This window comes from Marinobacterium sedimentorum (assembly GCF_024267675.1).
Taxonomy (GTDB): Bacteria; Pseudomonadota; Gammaproteobacteria; order Pseudomonadales; family Balneatricaceae; genus Marinobacterium_A; species Marinobacterium_A sedimentorum.
This window is the reverse complement of the sequence record NZ_JALDYX010000017.1, coordinates 15,896-37,475: the sequence shown is the minus strand read 5'-3', so window position 1 is coordinate 37,475 and position 21,580 is coordinate 15,896. Positions and strand designations below refer to the sequence as shown.

20 protein-coding genes and 1 riboswitch are annotated in these 21,580 nt (G+C 60.0%); of the genes, 11 read left to right on the top strand and 9 right to left on the bottom strand.

Annotated elements, in window-relative coordinates; genetic code table 11:
• Positions 1–7: 7 nt before the first annotated feature.
• Both MRS74_RS14600 and MRS74_RS14595 read right to left on the bottom strand, forming a co-directional pair.
• Positions 8–832: an RluA family pseudouridine synthase gene (locus MRS74_RS14600; RefSeq protein WP_254581010.1), complete on the bottom strand. Its 825-nt coding sequence runs from the start codon at positions 830–832 to the stop codon at positions 8–10.
• Positions 833–927: 95 nt separating this feature from the next.
• Positions 928–1,698: a TlyA family RNA methyltransferase gene (locus tag MRS74_RS14595; protein ID WP_254581009.1), complete on the bottom strand. Its 771-nt coding sequence runs from the start codon at positions 1,696–1,698 to the stop codon at positions 928–930.
• A gap of 173 nt (positions 1,699–1,871) precedes the next feature.
• On the opposite strand from MRS74_RS14595, the gene MRS74_RS14590 reads away from it, so the two are divergent.
• On the top strand, positions 1,872–2,333 hold the full coding sequence (locus tag MRS74_RS14590; RefSeq protein WP_254581008.1) for a hypothetical protein: 462 nt from the start codon (positions 1,872–1,874) through the stop codon (positions 2,331–2,333).
• A gap of 122 nt (positions 2,334–2,455) precedes the next feature.
• On the opposite strand, the gene MRS74_RS14585 is transcribed toward MRS74_RS14590, so the two are convergent.
• Both MRS74_RS14585 and dsdA read right to left on the bottom strand, forming a co-directional pair.
• The gene (locus MRS74_RS14585; protein WP_254581007.1) at positions 2,456–3,814 is read right to left on the bottom strand and encodes an alanine/glycine:cation symporter family protein; all 1,359 of its coding nucleotides are present in this window, start codon (positions 3,812–3,814) and stop codon (positions 2,456–2,458) included.
• Positions 3,815–3,987: 173 nt separating this feature from the next.
• Positions 3,988–5,292 carry a D-serine ammonia-lyase gene (dsdA, locus tag MRS74_RS14580; protein WP_254581006.1) on the bottom strand — a complete coding sequence of 435 codons (1,305 nt, stop codon included), beginning with the start codon at positions 5,290–5,292 and terminating at the stop codon, positions 3,988–3,990.
• 193 nt (positions 5,293–5,485) lie between these two features.
• On the opposite strand from dsdA, the gene MRS74_RS14575 reads away from it, so the two are divergent.
• Positions 5,486–6,388: a LysR substrate-binding domain-containing protein gene (locus MRS74_RS14575; RefSeq protein WP_254581005.1), complete on the top strand. Its 903-nt coding sequence runs from the start codon at positions 5,486–5,488 to the stop codon at positions 6,386–6,388.
• 109 nt (positions 6,389–6,497) lie between these two features.
• Here the strand turns inward: MRS74_RS14575 and MRS74_RS14570 are convergent, their stop codons facing one another.
• The gene (locus MRS74_RS14570; protein ID WP_254581004.1) at positions 6,498–7,010 is read right to left on the bottom strand and encodes an Lrp/AsnC ligand binding domain-containing protein; all 513 of its coding nucleotides are present in this window, start codon (positions 7,008–7,010) and stop codon (positions 6,498–6,500) included.
• Between the two features lie 139 nt (positions 7,011–7,149).
• Here MRS74_RS14570 and MRS74_RS14565 point away from each other — a divergent pair, with 139 nt between their 5' ends.
• The 3 genes from MRS74_RS14565 to alr all read left to right on the top strand — a co-directional run bounded on the left by MRS74_RS14565 (position 7,150) and on the right by alr (position 10,219).
• Entirely contained in the window at positions 7,150–8,418 is a 1,269-nt protein-coding gene (locus tag MRS74_RS14565; RefSeq protein ID WP_254581003.1) for a D-amino acid dehydrogenase, read from the top strand.
• A 251-nt stretch (positions 8,419–8,669) separates the two neighbouring features.
• The gene (locus MRS74_RS14560) at positions 8,670–9,059 is read left to right on the top strand and encodes a RidA family protein (RefSeq protein WP_067296332.1); all 390 of its coding nucleotides are present in this window, start codon (positions 8,670–8,672) and stop codon (positions 9,057–9,059) included.
• Between the two features lie 77 nt (positions 9,060–9,136).
• Positions 9,137–10,219, top strand: a complete 1,083-nt coding sequence (alr, locus tag MRS74_RS14555; protein WP_254581002.1) for an alanine racemase — start codon at positions 9,137–9,139, stop codon at positions 10,217–10,219.
• Between the two features lie 157 nt (positions 10,220–10,376).
• Here alr and MRS74_RS14550 read toward each other — a convergent pair whose 3' ends face one another.
• Complete coding sequence (locus MRS74_RS14550; RefSeq protein WP_254581001.1) at positions 10,377–12,176, bottom strand: DEAD/DEAH box helicase; 1,800 nt, start codon at positions 12,174–12,176, stop codon at positions 10,377–10,379.
• 212 nt (positions 12,177–12,388) lie between these two features.
• Here MRS74_RS14550 and yciA point away from each other — a divergent pair, with 212 nt between their 5' ends.
• The 4 genes from yciA to MRS74_RS14530 all read left to right on the top strand — a co-directional run bounded on the left by yciA (position 12,389) and on the right by MRS74_RS14530 (position 16,556).
• Positions 12,389–12,859, top strand: coding sequence for an acyl-CoA thioester hydrolase YciA (gene yciA, locus MRS74_RS14545; protein WP_256557949.1), 471 nt, complete (start codon positions 12,389–12,391; stop codon positions 12,857–12,859).
• Positions 12,860–12,863: 4 nt separating this feature from the next.
• Positions 12,864–14,099 carry a tRNA-queuosine alpha-mannosyltransferase domain-containing protein gene (locus tag MRS74_RS14540; protein ID WP_254581000.1) on the top strand — a complete coding sequence of 412 codons (1,236 nt, stop codon included), beginning with the start codon at positions 12,864–12,866 and terminating at the stop codon, positions 14,097–14,099.
• A gap of 151 nt (positions 14,100–14,250) precedes the next feature.
• Positions 14,251–15,549: a D-alanyl-D-alanine carboxypeptidase family protein gene (locus MRS74_RS14535; protein WP_254580999.1), complete on the top strand. Its 1,299-nt coding sequence runs from the start codon at positions 14,251–14,253 to the stop codon at positions 15,547–15,549.
• A gap of 125 nt (positions 15,550–15,674) precedes the next feature.
• On the top strand, positions 15,675–16,556 hold the full coding sequence (locus MRS74_RS14530) for a TraB/GumN family protein (protein WP_254580998.1): 882 nt from the start codon (positions 15,675–15,677) through the stop codon (positions 16,554–16,556).
• A 12-nt stretch (positions 16,557–16,568) separates the two neighbouring features.
• Here the strand turns inward: MRS74_RS14530 and MRS74_RS14525 are convergent, their stop codons facing one another.
• Complete coding sequence (locus tag MRS74_RS14525; protein ID WP_254580997.1) at positions 16,569–16,997, bottom strand: hypothetical protein; 429 nt, start codon at positions 16,995–16,997, stop codon at positions 16,569–16,571.
• 84 nt (positions 16,998–17,081) lie between these two features.
• A riboswitch (SAM-I-IV-variant riboswitch) is annotated at positions 17,082–17,188 on the bottom strand.
• A gap of 261 nt (positions 17,189–17,449) precedes the next feature.
• Between MRS74_RS14525 and MRS74_RS14520 the strand changes: the two genes are divergently transcribed.
• Positions 17,450–17,680, top strand: coding sequence for a hypothetical protein (locus MRS74_RS14520; RefSeq protein WP_254580996.1), 231 nt, complete (start codon positions 17,450–17,452; stop codon positions 17,678–17,680).
• Positions 17,681–17,775: 95 nt separating this feature from the next.
• Here MRS74_RS14520 and gcvT read toward each other — a convergent pair whose 3' ends face one another.
• A complete protein-coding gene (gene gcvT, locus MRS74_RS14515) occupies positions 17,776–18,906 on the bottom strand; it encodes a glycine cleavage system aminomethyltransferase GcvT (protein WP_254580995.1) in 1,131 nt (376 codons plus the stop codon).
• A gap of 308 nt (positions 18,907–19,214) precedes the next feature.
• Positions 19,215–19,835, bottom strand: a complete 621-nt coding sequence (locus MRS74_RS14510; RefSeq protein ID WP_254580994.1) for a helix-turn-helix domain-containing protein — start codon at positions 19,833–19,835, stop codon at positions 19,215–19,217.
• Positions 19,836–20,225: 390 nt separating this feature from the next.
• Between MRS74_RS14510 and MRS74_RS14505 the strand changes: the two genes are divergently transcribed.
• On the top strand, positions 20,226–21,542 hold the full coding sequence (locus MRS74_RS14505) for a mechanosensitive ion channel family protein (protein ID WP_254580993.1): 1,317 nt from the start codon (positions 20,226–20,228) through the stop codon (positions 21,540–21,542).
• Positions 21,543–21,580 lie beyond the last annotated feature (38 nt).

The window sequence follows — 21,580 nt, the reverse complement described above, 5'->3', positions numbered from 1 at the left end:
CGTCAGCTCAGCTGTTGGCTTTAGTGACGAACGGCTGGGGCAGCTGGAATTCGGTGGGCTGGCGGCGCATGGGGCAGATAAAGTTGAGCCGGTGCGCGACCAGTAACAGGCCCTCTCGGTTCTTGTTGCCCTCACCGTAACGCGGATCCCCCATCACCGGGTGACCAATATGGGCCAGGTGGCGGCGAATCTGATGGGTACGGCCATGTTCGATGCGAATCTCCAGTACGCTGGTGTTGCGCTCGGCGTCATATTCCAGCCGCGTGAAATGGGTGATGGCGGCCTTGTCGTCCAGCGGCAGATCAACAGTCCCCTCCAGTGGTGCCTCTCCCAGCACAACAGCCTGGTAACCCTTTTCTACCGCGCCATCCTGAAACAGTTTCGACAGTATCGCCGCCATCTTGCGATTATGCGCCAGCAGTATCAGACCGCGGGTTTCGCGATCCAGCCGGTGTACCGTGTAAATCTCCCGCTTGTAGCCATAGGCCAGCTCTGCCATGCGCGGCAGCGCCATATGATCGCCATAGCGGGTGCCCTGCGACATCACGCCAGCGGTCTTGTACCAGAGGGTATAGCCCATGCGGTCTTCGATGGGGCTAAGCTGGGGAGGCTTGAGCTCCAGCAGGGCTTCGTCGTAATAGAGTTCGATCCGGTCGCCGGCCTTCAGTGGGCTATTGGCGCGGCGCAGGCGACGCTCGTGGGTGCCGCGTATCAGCCAGACGGCGCCCTTGTTCATGGCATCCTTTAAGCGCTTCTTCGGCAGGCCGGTAGCCTCTGTCAGGTATTCCAGGGCGTTGTCGACGGCCGTTGGCAGGGTGCGTTTCAGTTCCATGGGATCTGTCTCTGTAATGAATGGGGCAAGTATACAGATCTTGCGCCATCGGTGCCTGACTCAGGACGGGTGCCAGGCCTGATTGGGCCAGGGTCTCAGGCTGTTCTGGTCTGGATTGCGATCAGCAGAAACTCGCGATTGCCGTCGCCACCGGTAATGGGGCTTGGCATATAGTGCTGCACGCCAAGACCCAGCGCTTCGCACAGTGCTCGAATGTCCGCTTCGACGTCGGCGTAAAGGCTTTCATCGCGCACGATGCCGCCCTTGCCGATGCCGGCGGGGCCCACTTCAAACTGCGGCTTTACCAGGCTGATCAGGCGACCTGAACCGCGGATCAGCGGTGCCAGGGCCGGCAGTATCTTGGTCTGGGAAATAAAGGACACATCCATGACTGCTAGATCAAAGCCTGCGCCATCACGGCTCAATGGCAGCAGTTGCTCTGCGCTCAACGCTCTGGCGTTGACGCCTTCCAGGCAGGTAACGCGGGGGTCGGCCCGCAGGCGCGCATCGAGCTGATCGTGCCCTACCTCGATACCCACGACGGCCGCGGCGCCATGCTGCAGCAGGCAGTCGGTAAAGCCGCCGGTCGACTGACCGACATCAATGGCGACCAGACCGGTCGGGTCCAGCTGCAGCTGTTCCAGCGCGCCGAGCAGTTTGAGGGCGCCCCGGGAGACGAAGCGATCCTGCGGGTCAGGACTGACGCGCAGCTCGATATCGGCGTCAAGCTTCAGGCCGGGTTTGGTGACCGACTGCCACTCACTGTTGAGCTGTACCTGCACCCGGCCGTCTTTGATCAGGCGCTGGGCGTGGGTGCGTGAACCGGCCTGCGCCCGTGCCACCAGAATCATGTCGATGCGCTGCATGGATGTGAGATGCTCCGCCGTTGCAAGGAAGGGCGCCATTATAGGCAGTGGGCGGGATTGCGAAAAGCCGCAGGCGCTGGTGGCTGCGGCTTTTTGCCTGTGGTGCGCGCAATGCGGCTGAAAATTCCCAGCCTCTTAGGCTACACTGCTGAAAACCTTCAGGAATTCGATCGATGAAAGGATTGCTACCGTTTATGTTGCTGGCCGGCGCCTGGGGCCTGTCGTCACAGGCCCTGGCGGCCAGTGAGCAGGCTATTCGTGACTGTCAGGCCAGCAGCATGAACCCGCTGGTGGTCAGTGCCTGCATCAAGAAGCTGACGTCCAAGGCGGGGCGACTTAAGGATATTCAGTGCAGTAAGGACCTTGAGTGCTGGGGCAAGCAAAACGAAGCCCGTGCCCAGCGCAACTGTGCGCCGGGTTTCAGTCGCGCCGCGCAGTGGGATGCCAACTGGTGGAAGCTGTGGGATGAGCAGGAACTGACCCATGTGCGCTGGCGGTCGCGTCGTGAAGGCACGCTGGAATATTATGTCGACAGCGGTGGTATGCGGCTTATCTGCGGCTTCGATCCCGAGTTGCCGCAACGGGTTCAGGTGCAGTATGGCCCTGCGGTGGGTGATCTGGGTCTGGAGTTGTAGCTGCGCATACGGCAGCCAAAGGCATACCGTTAACCTGAGCGTGCAGCGGAAATAAAAAAGGACCGGCAATTGCCGGTCCTTTTTTGTGTCTTGCTTCTTCAGTCGCGGGTTTTTACGCCGGATCAGAGATCCTTGTTTTCAGCAAAGAACTCGCGGGTCACCTGAAATACCACCGGGCTGAGCAGCAGCAGGGCAATCAGGTTGGGGATCGCCATAAAGGCGTTGAGGGTATCGGCTACCAGCCAGATGAAGTCCAGGCTCAGTACCGCACCCGCCGGCACCGCCAGAATCCACAGGACCCGGTAGGGGCCAATGGCCTTGACGCCAAAGATATACTCAACGCAGCGCTCGCCGTAGAAGGACCAGCCAATGATGGTGGTGAAGGCAAAGATCGCCAGTGCAATGGCCACCAGGTAGTTGCCAAGCCCCGGCAGCGCCTGGGCAAAGGCCGCGGAGGTGAGGGCTGCACCGGATTCGCCGCTAGTCCAGGTGCCGGAGGTGACGATAACCAGACCTGTGATCGAGCAGATCAGGATGGTGTCGATAAAGGTACCCAGCATGGCGACCAGGCCCTGGCGTACCGGGCTCTTGTTCTGAGCCGCGGCGTGGGCGATAGGCGCTGAACCCAGGCCCGCTTCGTTGGAGAAGATGCCGCGGGCAACACCAAAGCGGATGGCGGCCCAAACAGCAGCGCCGGCAAAACCACCTTCAGCGGCAACCGGTGAGAAGGCGTGGGTGAAGATCAGGTCCAGAGCGTGGGGAATCTGCTCGGCGTTGATGAACAGTACCACCAGGCCCGCCAGTATGTAGGAAACCGCCATTACGGGTACCAGGGCGCCCGCAACATGGCCGATACGACGAATGCCGCCGATCAGTACCGCACCCACCAGTACCATCACGATCACGCCGGTAACCCAGGTGGGCGTGCCGAAGTTGGATTCCATGACGCTGGCGATCGAGTTTGCCTGCACAGTGTTACCGATGCCAAAGCCCGCGATAGCACCGAAGATGGCAAAGGCCATGCCCAGCCAGGCCCATTTGCTGCCAAGACCGTTCTTGATGTAGTACATGGGGCCGCCGACGTGGTTGCCTTCTTCGTCTACTTCACGGTATTTGACGGCCAGTACGGCTTCGGCGTACTTGGTGGCCATGCCGACCAGGGCGGTGATCCACATCCAGAAGAGGGCGCCTGGACCGCCGAGGAAGACGGCGGTGGCAACACCGGCGATATTACCGGTACCCACGGTCGCCGACAGTGCGGTCATCAGGGCCTGGAAGGGGGATATTTCGCCGGAATTTTCATCGCCGCTGGCAGCCTTGCGGCCCCGCCACAACAGTTTGAAGCCGGTACCCAGCCTCAGTATCGGCATCAGGCGCAGTCCCAGGGACAGGAACAGGCCAACGCCCAGTATCAGAACCAGCATCAGCGGGCCCCATACAATGCTGTTAATCTCTCCGATGACGGACTCGATCATTTCCATTAGAGGTAAGCCTCCTCGTTGTTATTGTTATCAGCCGCCCCGGATAGGGGTGCGGCATGATGTGAAGTCACCCGGCGATCAGCGTTTGGGTGACTGCAGGACCGTTCAACTCGACGCGTGCAGAGCACTCTGTGTTGTCGGCTGGTTGTTTCGTGTAGGAAACAGATTCTATTTTAATCAGTTAATGTTTCATTAGAAGCTATTTTTCCTCTTTTGAGGAACTTTTTATATTCTTCGTCGGGCACCAGGCGTCCGCCGGTGGTCCAGATCAGCTGTGTCGCCTTGGCAAGACGAGGTTCCAGGCCGCGGGCGCTAAGGTAGTCGGCGCCGTCGTTCAGCAACCTGGTGGGCCCCTGGATGCCAGCGGCGGCAGAGGGTTCTATGGCGATCTGTTCGGTGCTCTGCAGCCGGTAGAGGTCACGATAGAGGCTTTCGTCGGTCACGGTGTAGACACCGGCCAGCAAAGTGCGAATGCGCGTACAGACCCACTCGGACGCAAGACCCACCGCCAGGCCATCGGCCTCGGTCTGACAGTTCAGACCAATATCATAGACCGAGGGAATACTCGGGTCCTGTACGCCCAGCAGCACGCAGGGGGCTTGTGCAGGCTCGGCAAAGAAGCAATGCACGGCATCACCGAAAATCTGTTTGAGGCCAAAACAGATGCCGCCGGGCGCGCCCCCCACACCGCAGGGAATATAGACCATGAGCGGGTGCTCTGCATCGACCGGGATGCCCGCTGCGGCCAGCTGGTCGCGCAGGCGCAGTGCCGCCACGGCATAGCCGTAGAACAGCCTGGGTGAGTTCTCGTCATCGACAAAGTAGCCGCAGGGGTTGGCTTCGGTGTCGGCGCGCCCTGCGGCAACGGCTGCGCTGTAGTCGCTGGCGTGCTCGATGACGCGCACGCCAAAGTTGCGCAGACGCTGCTTCTTCCATTCCTTGGCATCGCTGGACATGTGCACGCAGGTGTCAAAGCCCAGCGCTGCGCCAATCACGCCGATACTCAGACCCAGGTTGCCGGTACTGGCCACGCCCAGCAGATGCTGCGCAAAGAGCGCCCGCGCCTCGGGGCCTGCCAGTTTCAGGTAGTCATCATCAGTGCTGTGCAGAATACCGGCACCGAGCGCCAGGGACTCGGCATGGCAGAGCACTTCATGGAAGCCGCCTCTAGCCTTTACGGAACCCGCTATCGGCAGATCATGGTCGGCCTTGAGCAGCAGTGTGCCCGGTAGTGCGAGCGCCTGTTGCAGTGCCGGCACCGCCAGGAGTGGGGATTCGATCAGGCCGTTAGCCGCCGCAAGTTCGGGGAACAGGCGGGCCAGCAGCGGGGCGCAGCGTTGCAGGCGCGCAGCGGCGGCTTCGATTTCCTGCAGCTCGGGTTGCGGGGCGTCGTGCGCGCAGGCCGGGTTTAGCCAGAATAATGGTTTGCCAAGGGAGAGTTTGTGGCTGATGGAGCGAGCGTCTTGTATTGGCACCATTAATCCTTTGTCACTGGCTGTATCGAGGCGGGCATTCTGGAGTCAGCCTATAGCAACCGCAAGCAATGAATATTTAAGTCGATTATAGGCAAACTAAAGCAACTTTAGCGTCAATCTGCTGCTGTGGGTCTACGCAAAGCCGCCGGGCTCTGCTTTACTGTTGTCCTGACTGACACTGGTGCCGGAGACATAGATGATTAATGCCCAGATACTCGCCGCGCTTCGAACCTTCGATGTGGCGTCCCGCACCCTGAGCTTTACCCGTGCCGCGGAGCAACTGCATGTCACCACCGGAGCTGTCAGTCAGCAGATCAAGCATCTGGAAGCCCAGCTTGGTTTCAAGCTGTTCGAGCGCCTGCCGCGGGGGCTGAATCTCACCGGCGAAGGAAAGCAGCTGTTTGAGGTGGTGCACAAAAGTCTGCAGGATCTGGATGGCTGTGTGCTGCGCCTGCAGCGTCAGATGCTGGAAGGGCAGATCCGCTTTCGATCAACACCGTCCTTGCTGTTCAAGTGGCTGGTGCCGCGACTGCGCCTGTTCCAGGCAGGCTATCCCGATATTCGGGTTGAAACCTTCGCCGAGGAATCCCTGCTGCGCACCGAGCCGCGGGATTTCGATCTGGCGATTGACTACAGCTTCGGCGAGTATCGCGAGCTGGTGGCAACACCGCTGCTGGCCGAAACGCTGTTTCCGGTGGCCAGTCCCGACTATGTTGCTGCACGTGACTGGAAGGACCCTGCCAGCTGGCGGGATCTGACGCTGCTGCACGACTCCATGGCCTGGCATGAGGCGCGCCGCGATGCGGAGTGGCGCTATTATCTCGACAAGGCGGGGCTGGGGGAGGTCGATAGTGATCGCGGGCACTACTTTAACCGGGCGGATCTCGCCATGGAGGCCGCCGCCGCAGGTCTCGGGGTGGCGCTGGCTCGCGGCCGGCTGATTGATCAGGATCTGAATACTGGCCGGCTGGTATCACTGTTGCCAGCATTGCCGTCCTGTTGTTCCTATTACCTGATTCACAGACCCGGGGCGCTGGACAACGCCCGTATACGGGTATTCTTTGACTGGCTGCGCCAGCTGCCGGACGTGAGTATCTGATAGGGCTCTGGGCTGGCTTCCTGTTCCGTGTCCTTGAGGCCGCTTCGGGTCTGTTGGCTGGCCGATACCTTTGTGCTCATGGATATCTGCCGGCTATGCTTTCGGCCGGCTAATAAGTGCGGGGCTTGTTGATATCAATGGGCAGCGCCAGGGATTCCTTGACCTCTTCCATCACTATGTAGCTCTTCGAGTTTTTCACCCCCGGCAGTGTCAGCAGCATCTCGCCGAGCAGTTCGCGGTATTCGGTCATGTCGCGGATGCGCGCCTTGAGCAGATAATCCGAGTCGCCGGACACCAGATGGCATTCCATGATGTAGGGCAGCTGGGCCACGGCCTTGTTGAAGCTGTCGAATGCGTCCGGTGACTGGTAGGACAGGGCGATCTCGACGAACACCAGCATGCTGTAGCCCAGTGCTGCGGGGTTGACCCGCGCGTAGTACCCCTCGATATAGCCGTCTTTCTCCAGCCGTTTTACCCGTTCCATGCAGGGGGTGGTGGACAGCCCGACCCTGTCTGCCAGCTCGGTATAGGAAATGCGCCCTTCGAACTGCAGGGTACGCAGAATATTCATGTCTATACGGTCAAGCTTGCGCTTTTTTTGACCGCTGCTGAAGGTTTCCATAATTATTTCCGGTGATTGTATTTATAGGCAGATTATTATCCGCGAAAACCGTAAAAACGCAAAAAAATTCTGATAACTATCCCCTATACTGCAATACATATTCTTGCTGTAGATTAAAAAATAACCAGAGGGTAGCCAAATGCGCGTAGTCGTTCTCGGTAGTGGTGTTGTTGGCGTTACCAGCGCCTGGTATCTCGCCAATGCGGGTCATGAGGTGACGGTGGTTGACCGCCAGTCCGCGGCGGCCATGGAAACCAGCTTTGGCAACGCAGGTCAGGTATCGCCTGGCTATTCTGCGCCCTGGGCGGCACCCGGCGTACCCTTCAAGGCCGTCAAGTGGCTGATGCAGGATCTGTCGCCGCTGATGATCAAGCCGACGCTGGATTACCAGTTTTACGAATGGATGAGCAAGATGCTCGCCAATTGCACCGAAGGCAAATATCAGGTCAACAAGGGGCGCATGGTCCGCATCGCCGAGTATAGCCGCGACTGCCTCAAGACCCTGCGCCAGACCATCGATATCGATTATGAACACCGTACCGGCGGCACGCTGCAGGTTTTCCGCACCCAGAAGCAGGTGGACGGCGCCGCCAAGGACATAGACGTGCTGCGTGAGCTGGGTGTGCCCTTTGCCGTGCTGGACCGTCAGGGCTGCGTCAGCAAGGAGCCCGCGCTGCAGTACGTGCAGGACAAGATTGTCGGTGGCCTGCAGCTGCCCGGCGATGAAACCGGTGACTGCTTCAAGTTCACCCAGGCGCTGGCGGCACGCTGCGAAGAGATGGGCGTGAAGTTCATGTACAACACCCAGATCGATGGCCTGATCATGGAGAAGGGCGACGTTGCGGGCGTGAAAACCGGTGCCGGTGTCATGAAGGCCGATCGCTACCTGGTGTGCATGGGTAGCTACAGCCCCATGCTGCTCAAGCAGATCGATATGCGTGCGCCCATCTATCCGGTAAAAGGCTACTCCCTGACGCTGCCGATTATTGATGAAAGCCGTGCACCTGTGTCTACCGTAATGGATGAAACCTACAAGGTGGCGGTAACGCGCTTCAACGACCGTATCCGTGTCGGTGGCAGCGCAGAGCTGGCCGGTTACGACCTGTCGATGCCGGAGAAGCGCCGCGCCAACGTCAACTTCGTGGTGTCTGATCTGTTCGGCGGTGGCGGCGACATGGAACGGGGCGAATTCTGGACTGGTTTGCGCCCGATGACTCCGGACGGTACGCCCATCCTGGGTGCAACCCGCTACCCGAGCCTGTTCCTCAACACCGGACATGGCACCCTGGGCTGGACCATGTCCCTGGGCTCGGCCAAGTTTGTCTCTGACCTGCTCAGTGGCAACAAGACCGACATCGATCCCACGGGCCTGGGAATCGACCGTTACCCCTTCGCCTACGCCAGCTGATGTCGGTGCGCGACGTTGCAGCCCGGGCTGCAGTGTCGCATCTGCACTGCTTGGCGTCGCCGCAGCGCTCTTTGGAGTGCGCAGTGGCGCTGACTTTTGGCGCCGAATAAAGGACACTTAGGCCTGCTGTCGCGGACTCCTCCGCCGCGGCTGCAATCCTAAGTGGCCCGCTGATGATCCGCATATCAGGACCATTGACCAAGAACGATTAACAAATCAGTACCTCCTAATTTAGTACCTAAGGAAGCGACATGGCTAACCGTAGCATTATCAATACCGAAAAAGCCCCTGCAGCAATCGGCACTTACTCCCAGGCTGTCAAAGTGGGTAACACTGTGTACATCTCCGGCCAGATTCCGCTGGACCCTGCCACCATGGAAGTGGTGAATGATTCCTTCGAAGCTCAGGCCGTGCGCGTATTTGAAAACCTCAAGGCCATCGCCGAAGAAGCCGGTGGTTCGCTGGATCATTGCGTCAAGCTCACCATCCTGCTGTCCGATCTGGCCAACTTTGCCCAGGTGAACGAAGTGATGTCCCGCTACTTCTCCGAACCCTACCCGGCCCGCGCCGCCTACGCGGTCAAGCAGCTGCCCAAGGCTGTGGATATTGAAGTTGAAGCCATCATGGTAACCGGCGAGTAAATCGCGTTACCCGTCCCGGGGCGGCGGCTGGTCGGCCCGGACTGTTCGCAGCTTAATCGGCATTCGGAGGAATGAGTATGAGTCGTGCAGCAAAGGCCAGTATCGATCTGGCCGCCATCCGCCACAATTATCGCCTGGCCCGTGCACTGGCACCCGGTGCCCGTGCGGCGGCTATCATCAAGGCCAATGCCTATGGTCATGGCGCCGTGAAGGTGGCCAGGGCGCTGGCTGGCGAGGCGGATGCCTTTGGTGTGGCCTGTATTGAAGAGGCGGTGGAGCTGCGTGACGCCGGTATCGAACAGCCGATCATATTGCTGGAAGGTTTCTTCGAAGCCAGTGAGCTGGATTATATTGCGCGCAATGGTCTCTGGATCGCAGTACACAGCGAACATCAGATCGATGCGCTGGCCGCGGCCGAGCTGCCGGCACCGGTGAATGTCTGGCTGAAAATGGATTCGGGCATGCATCGCCTGGGGATTGAGCCGCGCAATTTTCAGGGTGCCTATACCCGCTTGCGTGCTTTGCCACAGGTGGCTGAAATCACCCTGATGAGTCACTTTGCCTGCGCCGATGATCTGTCGCTGGATACCACGCAGCGCCAGATCGCCGTCTTCGATCAGGCGGTTGAAGGCATTGATGCGCCCCACAGTCTGGCCAACTCGCCGGCAACCCTGGCCTGGCCCCAGGCGCGTCGAGACTGGCTGCGTCCAGGGCTGATGCTCTGGGGGGCGACGCCTTTTGAGGTGGCGCAGGATGAGGCGGCGAAATTGCAGCCGGCCATGACCCTGAGCACCGAAATCATCGCCATTCACGAGCTCGACGTCGGGGATGCGGTGGGTTACGGCGCCGGTTTTATTTGTCAGCGGCCGAGCCGTATCGCCACCATTGCCATGGGTTATGGTGATGGTTATCCGCGCCATGCCGTCAGCGGTACGCCGGTAGTGGTCAGGGGGCAGCGCACGGTGACCGCCGGGCGTGTCTCCATGGACATGATGACCATCGATATTACCGACATTGCCGATGTCAGCATTGGCGATAGGGTGGAGCTTTGGGGGCCACAGCTTCCGGTCTCTGAAGTGGCGCAGTTCTGCAACACCATTCCCTATACCCTGCTGACCTGTCTGACACGCCGGGTGGCGCTGGAGTATCACAACGCCTGAGTGATGTTCTTGTCGCAAGGTGAGAGCCACGAAAAAGCCCGCGACCGGTAACCCGGTGGCGGGCTTTTTTGTGGCATCTTGCGCTGTTGTGCAGAGTGAGCTGACGTAACCATCCCCAAGGCAGCTTGTGGCTGCTTTGGGGTCTGTAGCGGTCTGCTTACTTCTGCGGCGGACGGCGGTTCGGAGCTGCGCCTTCGCGCGGCTTGCTACGGCTTCTGTTGGGAGCGCCCTTGCTGGGGCCGCCCGGGCGGCGTGTGCCGCGTGAAGGTGCGCCACGATCCGTGTCCGGGGTTTCGCCGGCTGCATGAATGTTCAGGCGCTGACCGCAGACGAAGGCTTTTTTCAGAACCTGCATGACCTTGGCGGGCATGCCGGCCGGAAGGTCAACGGTGCTGTAATCGTCGAACAGATCAATCTGGCCGATCAGGTTGGCAGCCATGTTGGCTTCGTTGGCGATGGCGCCGACGATGTTTTTCGGCATAACGCCGTGGCTGCGGCCAACCATGACCACAAAGCGCTGCATTTCGATCTCGGGGTGATCCTTCAGCGGGCGTGCTGTGGGATTAACGCTGATCGGTCCACGACGCTCGCGCGGCTGCTCGTCCTTGTATTCCCGTGGCTGCGGGATTTCACGCTCATCCAGCAGTAGCGGTGTTTCACCCTGAGCCATCAGGGCGAGGGCGGCGGCAATCTGCAACGGGTCAGTGTCATGCTCTTTCTGGTAGTCGGTCAGCAGATCCAGATAGGTGGCTATTTCACCGTTATCCAGAGTGTCACTGATGCGCTGCATGAAACGCTCAACACGTTTTTCGTTGATCACGCCAACGCTCGGCAGCTCGATACGCTCCAGCGGCTGGCGGGTGGCCTTTTCGATGGCGTAAAGCATGCGGGTTTCGCGCGGTGCCACGAACAGGATCGCCTCGCCCTTGCGTCCGGCGCGGCCGGTACGGCCGATACGGTGCACATAGGATTCGGTATCGTAGGGGATGTCGTAGTTCAGCACGTGGCTGATGCGTTCAACGTCCAGGCCGCGGGCAACAACGTCGGTACCCACGAGGATATCGATCTTGCCGGCTTTCAGGCGCTCGACGATGCGTTCGCGCTGTTGCTGCGAAATATCACCATTGAGGGCTTCGGCGGCATGTCCGCGTGCGGCCAGCTTGCCGGCCAGTTCTTCGGTGGCCGACTTGGTGCGCACAAAGATCAGCATGGCCTCGAAGGATTCGATTTCGAGGATGCGGGTCAGGGCTTCCATCTTGTGATGGCTGCTGACACGCAGGTATTTCTGCGTGATGGTCGGTGCAGTCGACGTCTTGCTGACAATCCGGATTTCCTCAGGATTATTCAGGTATTTCTGTGCAACGCGCTTGATCTGCGGCGGCATGGTGGCCGAGAACAGAGCAATCTGGCGGGTTTTGGGCGTGTGCTCGAGGATCCATTCGACATCGTCGATGAAGCCCATGCGCAGCATTTCGTCGGCCTCATCCAGCACCATGGCGCTGAGTGTGTCGAGTTTCAGCGAGCCGCGACGCAGATGGTCCATAACACGGCCCGGTGTGCCGACGATAACCTGGGCGCCACGCTTGAGCTGGCGCAGCTGGGTGTCATAGGCCTGGCCGCCGTAGATCGGCAGGACATGGAAATCCGGGATGTGCTTGGCGTACGTCTGGCAAGCTTCAGCAACCTGGATGGCGAGCTCGCGCGTAGGCGCCAGCACCAGCATTTGGGGTTCGCGACGTGTAGTGTCCAAACGGGACAGAAGCGGCAGTGCGAAGGCAGCGGTTTTACCAGTGCCGGTCTGTGCCATGCCTAGCAGATCCCTGCCGGCGAGCAGGAACGGAATACTAGCCGCCTGAATCGGAGATGGAGTTTCGTAACCGACATCGGTCAGTGCTTTGAGCACCGGTTCGGACAGACCGAGAGAGGTAAAGGAGAGCTGTTCACCAGCATCTGACATGGATTGAAGTACCTGTGAAACTGAGACCCGGTGCGCGGGGCACAGAATCTGGATGGGGGAAAAGGTCGCGTATTATACAAAAATACGTATTACAAGTCTATCGTTGTGCTTGCCGCGCCCGCAAATACAGGACGCTGCGGTTGTGGGCGCGTATAATGCTGCGCTGGATTGCACCATCGGGGCGGTTTTAGGCTCGATAACAGGAGAAGCAGATGGCCAAGAGTACCAAGCAGAGCCCGCAGCAGGGGACAGACGAGAGCGCGCTGCCCGGTTCCTCGCAGCCTGCCAGCCCCGGGGAGCCTGGTGGCGATCTATTGCTGCGCACCCTGGCCATGCCCGCCGATACCAATACCAATGGTGATATCTTTGGCGGCTGGATCATGTCACAGATGGACATTGCCGGCGGTATTCTGGCGCAGCAGATTGCAGCGGGTCCCGTTGTTACAGTGGCGGTGGATTCGATGAAGTTCATCCGTCCGGTACAGGTGGGTGATGTGGTCTGTTGTTACGGCGCGGTCAAGCACCAGGGCAATACCTCGGTTGCGCTGCATCTGGAGGTCTGGGTGCGCCCGCGCCTGAGTCGCGAGAAGGGGAGTCGGCCGCATTTCAGGGTCACCGAAGCCGTCTTTACCTACGTGGCGATCGACGAGAGCGGCGCCAAGCGCCCGATCCCCCGCGACTGATTCCGTGCGCGTACTGCTGTTATCGGCCTACGATGCGGCCAGTCATCAGCACTGGTATCGCCAGTTAATGGGCGGCATGCCGCATTGGGACTGGACGCTGCTGACCCTGGCGCCGCGTTACTTTTCCTGGCGCATTCGGGGCAACAGTCTGAGCTGGGCCTTTAATGAGCGCGAAACGCTGCAGCGCCCCTATGATCTGGTGCTGGCCACCTCCATGACCGATCTGTCGGCACTGCGCGGCCTGGTACCGGCCCTGGCTCAGGTGCCGACCCTGGTGTATTTCCACGAAAACCAGTTTGCTTATCCCGAGTCCGAGCGCGCCTTCAAGGCGGTTGAACCGAAGATTCTCAATATCTACACGGCGCTGGCGGCTGACCGGGTGCTGTTCAATTCCGCCTACAACCGTGACAGCTTCCTGGCAGGTGCAGCTGCCTTGATGAAGAAACTGCCGGATCAGGTGCCGGCCGGCATAGTAGCGCGCTTGCGCGAGCGCTCAGCCGTGCTGCCGGTACCGCTGGCGGACCGTTGTTTTGACGCCAGAGACTGCACTGGGGGCGGTGCCGATGCACGCTGGGATCTGCCTGTTGTTGGTGGCGTTGACAGCGGTGTCTATGCCAGGGGCGATGTACGGCGGCCGCTGCGTCTGCTGTGGTCGGCGCGCTGGGAGTACGACAAGGGGCCGCGCCGCCTGCTGGCCATTCTGCAGGCGCTGGAAGCGCGACAGCTGGATTACCGGCTCTGTTTGCTGGGGCAGAGCTTTCGCCATACGCCGGCGGAGTTTGCCGAGATTGGTGCCAGCTTCGGGCATCGGCTGGTGCAGTTCGGCTTTGCCGAAACGCGCGCCGAGTACCAGGCATGGCTGCGCTCGGCGGATCTGGTGCTGTCCACGGCCGAGCATGAGTTCCAGGGGCTGGCGGTGCTTGAAGCATTGGCCGCGGGCTGTCTGCCGGTACTACCCAACCGGCTGGTGTATCCAGAGCTGGTGCCGGCGTCCGGTCTTTATGCCAGTGTTGCTGATGATCTGGTCGCTGAAGCGGGCCATGCGGCCGACCTGATCGAGCGCCAGGCCTCCGTTGTTGCGAGTGCTGCTGCGAGTGCAGTCTCCAGTCTGCGGATAAATCCAGCGGCTGCTCCGTTGCAGTTGTCGCTGCAGCGCTTTGCCTGGCGTGAGCTTAAACCTGCCTATGAGGCCGAAATGCTGACACTGGCGCGTACCGGCATCTGCCCCCCCCCCCCTTGAGGTCTTCTGCTATTCTTGCGCACAGAGAACACAGGGCTGTCACTGTGACCGCTGTTCGACCCTTCCATGACCTATGCTGATAGGCAACCTTAATCACGGCGGTCTAGGCTCCAAGGGCCTTTCGCCTGGCGGCGGGGGAAGTTGAACTATCATGCCCAACGGTTTTTTGTTGTTGCTCTTTCCTGTCCTTCGCGGCGTGCGCGGTTATATCCGTCCTGCGCAGTCTTTTCCTGTCCTGTTTAAAACGTCGCTGCATGTGCTGTTGCTGTTGGTGTTCTGCGCAGCGACGCCCGCGGCACGGGCCGGCAATCCGGTGCTGCTGCTTGATGCCGCTAGCGGTCAGATTTTGCGCCAGGATGGGCTTGATCAGCACTGGTACCCGGCATCGCTGGCAAAACTCATGACCCTCTATCTGACATTCGAAGCGCTTGAGGAAGGTCGGCTGACTCTGGATAGTGCCTTGCCGGTGTCCCGGCAGGCTGCGGCGCAGCCCGCCGTGCGACTTGGGCTGCGTACCGGAGCAACAATCACAGTGGCACAGGCGATAGAAGCGCTGGCTACAGTGTCGTCCAATGATGTCGCTGTGGTGCTGGCCGAGGCGCTGGGCGGGAGCGAAGCGCGCTTTGCCGAGCAGATGACGGCGCGTGCGCAGTCGCTTGGCATGGCGGATACCCGTTATCGCAATGCCAGTGGCCTGCCGGATGCGCAGCAGATAACGACGGCGCGGGATCAGGCCATTCTGGCCTGGCGCCTGTTGCAGGATTTTCCGCAGCGCTACGGGCTTTTTGCCACTCGCTCGACCCGGTACAAGGGCCGCACCCTGCACACCCATAACGGTATGCTCGGCCGCTATCCGGGTGTGGATGGTCTGAAGACCGGTTTCACCTGCGCGGCCGGCTACAACATTGCGGTCTCGGCACGGCGTGATAACCGGCGCCTGATTGCGGTGGTGCTGGGGGCAAATAGCCGGGCGGCGCGGGACAAGCAGGTGAGGCTGTTGCTGGATGAAGGCTTTGCCGTCCCCGTTACCGAATCCGGTTCTATGGCTGAGCTTCCGCCATTTATGCAGAGGCCCGAGCTGCAGTCCGTGTCGATGCAAGGCCCGATCGGGCGCAGCGGCTGTGAGCGGGGGCCCGTGAGGGGAGAGCTGCAGGCGCACTCGGTTTGGCCGATTGAAAGCTGGGGCCTGTTGCTGGGGATCTATCCTGACCGTGCCCAGGCGCGTCGCGCCATCGCAGCGGCAAAGACACAGCTGGGCGGGGCTTTGGACGGCGGGCGTGCGCTGCTGCTGGAGCGGGATATGGAAAACGGCACCTCCTGGAAGGCGCTGCTGATTGGCTACAGCCGCGACAACGTCGGCGTCGTCTGCCTGCGGATGCGGGCCAAAAATATCGACTGTGTCGCCCAGCCGCCTTTCATGCTTAATTTGCCGGGCTACGCCAAACGCTAAACCGCGTGCACTGCGGGTGAGTACCGCCTGGATTGTGAAAACTGCAGCGACTATGGCAGCGACGACTTTCTGTCCGGGTTCGCTTGCGGGTACTGTGGCGCAAATAGATTGTCGCGGGAGGCGTAATGATAAAGGCGGGATTTGGCAGGATACTGCGCTGTGCGATGGCGCTGCTGCTGTTGTGCGCGCCGCCGCTCTGGGCGCAAAGCCCGGTGTGGCGCATTGCAAATGATTCCGGCGTGCTCTATCTGGGGGCGACGGTGCATATGCTCAGGCCCGGGGATTTGCCGCTGCCCGAGGCATTTGATAAGGCCTATGCGAAGTCTGATGTGCTGTTGTTTGAAGTCGATCTCGGCGATCTGGCGCAACCGGAGGTGCAGGCACTGATCGCACAGGGCATGCTGTATGCCGAGGGTGGCCGTCTGTCGGATCAGCTGTCGGAGTCAAGCTGGCAGCGGCTGGAGCACTATGCTGTCAGTCGCGGACTGGCGCCGCAGATGCTGCAGTCGCTGCGGCCATCCGGCGTATTTCTGACACTACTGGGCATTGAGATGGTGCGTCTTGGGGCAACTGAGGCGGGAGTCGACATGCGGCTGTATCGTCAGGCGCTGGATGACGGCAAGCCGGTGATCGGGCTCGAGACAATTAGGCAGCACCTGCAGTATCTGTTTTCAATGGGGGAGGAAGATCCCGACCTCTTTCTGACCCAGGTCCTCGACGAGCTGGAAGTGGACAGTAGCACGCTCGATAGCCTGATTGACGCCTGGCGCCGGGGGGACGAGGCGCAGTTGTATGACGAGCTGGTGCTGCAGCTGAAACTCGATTACGAGCCGTTGTATCGCACCCTGGTGCTGGAGCGCAATCGACTCTGGTGGTCACAGATAGAAATCCTGCTGAACAGTCCGCAAACCGAATTGGTGCTGGTGGGCGCGGCTCATCTGGTGGGCCCCGAGGGGCTGCTGTCCCGGGCGCGCGGGCTTGGCTTCAGTGTCGAGGCAATGCAGTAACTGCTGCGCCGCTTAGCGACCGCGGTGCATCTCCAGCCACAGGCGGGTGCGCTCGCTATCAATGCCGGGCAGTTCTGCCTGGCACGCCAGCGTGAAGAGCGCGTCCAGGCTGCAGTCAGCCTGGGCGCGTTCCAGCTTCTGCCAGATCCGCGCGCCCGTGCCGCTGCAGTATTCGATATACAGAAACCAGTGCTCGCGAACCCTACCGCAGGCATCCTTGCGTTTGCCAGGGGCGGCCCAGACGTGCAGTGGGCACGTGTGGCGCAGGTTTTGGATGCGCCGGGTGAGGCCCTGTTCTGCGCTTTGCTGTGCAGGTGGCTGTGTATTTACGTGCGGAACTGCCAGTGTATCGGTGTGCTGCTGTGTATGTGATTCGCGTGCGTGCCCGGCCCAGCAAGGCGCTGTCGCTTCAGATGTGGTGTTGAAATGTGCTTCGAACATGCCGTGCTCCCATGTTTTAACGAAAGGCCTGCCACTGAGGCATGTCTTTCTAGACTCATTCATGAGAGCTGACGTATTAAGTGCGGATACCTGATTGGTTGTCGGTATAGACCGCATCGCCGCTTGGCGGCAACCACCTTGCCCAGGTTGGCAGGTTGGCGAGGACGTCAGCCCTTCTCGTGATGCAAAACTGTGTAACGCCGAGCAAATTTAACTGCTCAAAAGAAATAACGCAAGGGTGAAATTGAGCAGGCTCGCACCTGCGATTCTCAGGCCTTCGCGCCCCGCTGCAGCGATTGCCCCAATTGCCCGGCCAGACTGCAGGCATTGACCTGGCGCATCAGCAGCTGGCAGCGCTCGCCAGGCTGCAGCCAGAATGCCATGCCTGGGGTCCCGTTGCTGTCTTGCGCCTGGGCAGAGCCCGGCTGCGCGCCGGGCGACACGGCGTTAAAATGCTGCTCGAGCAAATCCTGCACCGGCAAGGTTGCTTCCTGGCCTGCGACGACCAGCCAGTTGCCGCTGTCCAGCGTCAGCTCGTCAACCAGTGCTGGCTGTGCCAGCGCCAGGGACAGGTCCCTGGCATCGGCTTCGCAGTACAGCTCAAGCTGAGTGAGCGGGCTGGGTGTTTCGACGGCGGCATTCTGCGGGCGATCCCGTCTGGATGCGGATTGGTCGCGGGTTAATAGCAGTGGTCTAGCCGCGGATTATTTTATCCGCGGCCCCATAAAGCTCGGCGTTTAACGCCGGTTCTCAACCTCTGCTCTTTAACCTCTGCTCTTTAACCTCTGAAGTAACGCTGCTCGACGAACGGCATCTTGCTGATGCGCATCGGCAGTTTCTTGCCGCGCACTTCGGCGAAGATAGTGCTGTCCATCACGGCGGCGCCGCTGCTGACGTAGCCCATGGCGATGGAGGCGCCGGCGCTGGGGCCGAAGGTGCCGGAGGTTACAATGCCGATACGGTTGTCGTCGGCATCAAACAGCTCGGTGCCTTCGCGTACCGGTGCGCGGCCTTCGCCAATCATGCCCACGCGCTTGCGGCTGTTGTCCTTGTTGGCGATCTGACCAAGGATGATGTCGGCACCGGGGAAGCCGCCGGCACGTTCGCCGTCTGCGCGGCGGCACTTGGAAATGGCCCACAGCAGGCTGGCTTCCACCGGCGTGGTGTTGGTGTCCAGATCGTGACCGTACAGGCACAGGCCGGATTCCAGGCGCAGCGAGTCACGGGCACCCAGGCCAATAAAGTCGACTTCAGGCTGAGCCAGCAACAAGCGGCTCAGGCGGTCGGCGTCGCTGGCGGGGATGGAAATTTCGTAGCCATCTTCGCCGGTGTAGCCCGAACGGCTGATAAAACAGTCGACGCCATCAATGCTGATACGGCCGCTATCCATGAACACCATGTCGGCCACCTGGGGGGCCAGTCGGCTCAGGGCTGTCACGGCTGCCGGGCCCTGCAACGCGATCAGGGCGCGATCATCCAGTGCTTCCAGGGTTACGCCTTCAGGCAGGTGCGCGCGCATGTGGGCGATATCCTGTTCCTTGCACGCCGCGTTGACCACGACATAGATGCTGTCACCCCAGTTGGCGACCATCAGGTCGTCCAGAATACCGCCCTGATCATTGGTGAAGATGGCATAGCGCTGCTTGCCCACCGGCAGGTCGATGATATCCACCGGCACCAGGGACTCCAGCATGGCGGCGGCACCTTCGCCTCTGAGCATGACCTGGCCCATGTGGGATACGTCAAACAGGCCCGCCTGTTCGCGGGTCTGCAGGTGCTCCTTCTTTACACCCAGCGGATACTGTACCGGCATCTCATAGCCTGCAAAGGGTACCATTTTGGCGCCCAGCTCCAGGTGCAGGTCGTACAGTGGGGTCTTTTTCAGGGCGCTGTTAGGTTGCTCTGCCATGATGTGCTCCGTCTCGAAGGTGTGTTGGCTGTCCGGACGCCTGGCGGGGATAGGCTTGCGTGGGCGATTCCAGATAAACTAAGTTTCCAATAGGAAACGAAATTAGCGGATCATTAAGTCGATTGCAATAGATAAATGGCCTTGGGCTGTCGCAATGGCGCAGCAAGGTGTCGTCTCTGTGTGCCTGTCGTCGGTGTAATAAGTCGGTGTGAAAAAGGCCGCCCTTCCAGGGGAGGGGAAGGACGGCCCTGTCAGGACGAGGGAGGAAGTATAGCAGCGAAGGCGCTTTTAAGGGGTGGGTCTCAGGCTCAGGCCGTGACCCACAGGATCACGGCGTCTGTTTCGCTGGTGGATATCAGGGTGTGGCCCATCTCGCAGTCGTAGTAGGCGCTGTCGCCTTCGGCCAGATCAATGGGTTCGTAAAATTCGGTATAGAAGCGGATGCTGCCGCTGAGTACGTAGAGCAGTTCTTCGCCGTCGTGACGCACCCAGTCGGCGTATTCATCAAAGCTGCGAGCCCTCACTGTGGTCTTGTACGGGATCATTTTCTTGTTGGTCAGCTGAGAAGCCAGCATTTCGTGTTCGTAGGTTGGAGTGGCGCGCGGTTTGCCTTCACCGCAGCGCGTAATATCGCGCCGACCGCCGCTGCTGCGGCTTTTGCTGGGTTGGGAGAACAGTTGCGGTATATCGATCCCCAGTCCCTTTACCAGTTTGTTGACGGCGGTAAAGGTGGGGGAGATCTGCTCGTTTTCGATCTTGGACAGAGTGGAGCGGGCCAGCCCCGTGCGCTTGCTGGCTTCTTCCAGGGTGAGGTTCTGGCTGAGGCGGATTTCGCGCACGCGCTTGCCCAGTTGCAGGGGCTCAACGATGGCTTCGTGGCTGGCGGCGCTTACCTGGAGTTCGGGTGGCGACTGGGGCTGGTCAGACATGAACATTCACTCCTGAGTGCCGGTCCGCGCAGGGCCCGCGCGCCTGGACGCGCGTTGTGGGCGGCCTGGGGCGAGCGACAGGGCGGGCAGTGGGGTTAAAAGCCGGCATCTAATTTTATATTTTCCCGATACTACACAAGCTGCCAGATGTTGGAAAGAAAGCCCTCTGTTGGTGATTGATTCCCACTAAAGGGAATTAAGTTTCCAATAGGAAATATTTCTTTGATTTTTGGAAACGCTGTTGCTAGTCTAACTGTTCTCTGGGGTTAAGCCTGTGCCGGGCACGGAGACTGGCTGTTTCGCCTTCTGGCTGTTTGCCGATCATACTGGGAGCTGTACCACGGCATTAACGTAATAATTCAACCCCCGGGACGTGGCAGGAAAGTATTGATGAACATAGACGAGTTCATGGACAGGTTTGAGCAGATGTTGTCTGCATCGCTGGAGTGGCTAAGCAGTCCGACCTTTTACTCCCAGATCGGCCTGATTGCGATCGCGTTACTGGTGGGTTACTCCATCGCGGCTTACCTGAAGAGTCATTCGCCGCTGCTGAGAAAACGCCCGCTGGAGGGCGCCCTGTTGCGATTACGTCTGCAGATTTATGCGTCGCGCAACCTGCTGCTGCCACTGATGCTGATTCTGATGCTGTCGATTGCCGCTGATCTGAGTCAGAAACTGTTCGCTCAGAACTGGCTGGTGCGTCTGGGTTTGAGCTTCGCCGTGGTGTTCATGCTCTACTCGATCATCAATCGTTTTGTGGAAAAGAAGTTTTTTCGCACCCTGGCATCCTGGGTCTTTCTGCCCATCGCCCTGTTGCATATTTTTGGCTGGCTCGATGGCCTGATCGCCTACCTCGAAAGCATTTCGGTGGAGGTCGGCAATATCCAGGTGTCGGCCTACGGTGTGGCACGGGTGCTGATATTCGGGTCGGTACTGTTCTGGCTTGGGCGGCTGTCGAATACGGCCGGCCAGCAGATTATCCGCAGCCAGCAGGATCTGGATGCGGGCACGCGGGAAGTTTTTGCCAAGCTGTTTCAGATAGCGCTCTTCTTTATTGTCTTCATTCTGCTGCTGCAGATTATGGGCATCAATCTGACGGCGCTGGCGGTATTCGGGGGCGCCCTGGGTGTGGGGCTGGGTTTTGGCCTGCAGTCCATCGCCTCGAACTTTATCTCCGGCATTATCCTGCTGCTGGAGCGCTCGCTGAGCGTGGGTGACTACGTCGAGATGGAAGACGGCCGCAAGGGCATGATCCGCGAGCTGAACATGAGATCCACCACGCTGGAAACCTTTGATGGCAAGGACATCATGGTGCCCAACGAGCAGTTTATCAGCGGCAGCTTCACCAACTGGACGCACAAGAACATCAAGCAGCGTTACGCGCTGGCGTTTCAGGTGTCATACAAGACAGACCTGCATTTTCTGTTCGACCTGCTGCGCACAGTGGTCGCCAGTCACCCGCGGGTGATCAGCGGCGAGCAGGTGCCCATTGAGGAGCGGCCGGATGCCGAGATCAGCGGTTTTGGTGATTCCGGCGTGGATATCCTGGTGGAGTTCTGGATGGAAGGGGTCGATGACGGTGAGAACCGCGTGGGCGGGGATCTGCTGCTGATGATCTGGGATGCTTTCAAGGAACACAATATCGAGATTCCGTTCCCGCAGCGCGAAGTCAGGGTACTGAATCCGGCGGGCCCCGGGGTGTCCTGAGCAGGGCGTCAGGGGCACTGTTTTACTCACACTAGATG

What these genes read in the sequence shown, in the direction of transcription:
- MRS74_RS14600 (WP_254581010.1), bottom strand. Translation starts at nt 832, where the DNA reads ATGGAACTGAAACGCACCCTGCCAACGGCCGTCGACAACGCCCTGGAA.
- MRS74_RS14595 (WP_254581009.1), bottom strand. Translation starts at nt 1,698, where the DNA reads ATGCAGCGCATCGACATGATTCTGGTGGCACGGGCGCAGGCCGGTTCA.
- MRS74_RS14590 (WP_254581008.1), top strand. Translation starts at nt 1,872, where the DNA reads ATGAAAGGATTGCTACCGTTTATGTTGCTGGCCGGCGCCTGGGGCCTG.
- MRS74_RS14585 (WP_254581007.1), bottom strand. Translation starts at nt 3,814, where the DNA reads ATGGAAATGATCGAGTCCGTCATCGGAGAGATTAACAGCATTGTATGG.
- dsdA (WP_254581006.1), bottom strand. Translation starts at nt 5,292, where the DNA reads ATGGTGCCAATACAAGACGCTCGCTCCATCAGCCACAAACTCTCCCTT.
- MRS74_RS14575 (WP_254581005.1), top strand. Translation starts at nt 5,486, where the DNA reads ATGATTAATGCCCAGATACTCGCCGCGCTTCGAACCTTCGATGTGGCG.
- MRS74_RS14570 (WP_254581004.1), bottom strand. Translation starts at nt 7,010, where the DNA reads ATGGAAACCTTCAGCAGCGGTCAAAAAAAGCGCAAGCTTGACCGTATA.
- MRS74_RS14565 (WP_254581003.1), top strand. Translation starts at nt 7,150, where the DNA reads ATGCGCGTAGTCGTTCTCGGTAGTGGTGTTGTTGGCGTTACCAGCGCC.
- MRS74_RS14560 (WP_067296332.1), top strand. Translation starts at nt 8,670, where the DNA reads ATGGCTAACCGTAGCATTATCAATACCGAAAAAGCCCCTGCAGCAATC.
- alr (WP_254581002.1), top strand. Translation starts at nt 9,137, where the DNA reads ATGAGTCGTGCAGCAAAGGCCAGTATCGATCTGGCCGCCATCCGCCAC.
- MRS74_RS14550 (WP_254581001.1), bottom strand. Translation starts at nt 12,176, where the DNA reads ATGTCAGATGCTGGTGAACAGCTCTCCTTTACCTCTCTCGGTCTGTCC.
- yciA (WP_256557949.1), top strand. Translation starts at nt 12,389, where the DNA reads ATGGCCAAGAGTACCAAGCAGAGCCCGCAGCAGGGGACAGACGAGAGC.
- MRS74_RS14535 (WP_254580999.1), top strand. Translation starts at nt 14,251, where the DNA reads ATGCCCAACGGTTTTTTGTTGTTGCTCTTTCCTGTCCTTCGCGGCGTG.
- MRS74_RS14530 (WP_254580998.1), top strand. Translation starts at nt 15,675, where the DNA reads ATGATAAAGGCGGGATTTGGCAGGATACTGCGCTGTGCGATGGCGCTG.
- MRS74_RS14525 (WP_254580997.1), bottom strand. Translation starts at nt 16,997, where the DNA reads ATGTTCGAAGCACATTTCAACACCACATCTGAAGCGACAGCGCCTTGC.
- MRS74_RS14520 (WP_254580996.1), top strand. Translation starts at nt 17,450, where the DNA reads ATGCTGCTCGAGCAAATCCTGCACCGGCAAGGTTGCTTCCTGGCCTGC.
- gcvT (WP_254580995.1), bottom strand. Translation starts at nt 18,906, where the DNA reads ATGGCAGAGCAACCTAACAGCGCCCTGAAAAAGACCCCACTGTACGAC.
- MRS74_RS14510 (WP_254580994.1), bottom strand. Translation starts at nt 19,835, where the DNA reads ATGTCTGACCAGCCCCAGTCGCCACCCGAACTCCAGGTAAGCGCCGCC.
- MRS74_RS14505 (WP_254580993.1), top strand. Translation starts at nt 20,226, where the DNA reads ATGAACATAGACGAGTTCATGGACAGGTTTGAGCAGATGTTGTCTGCA.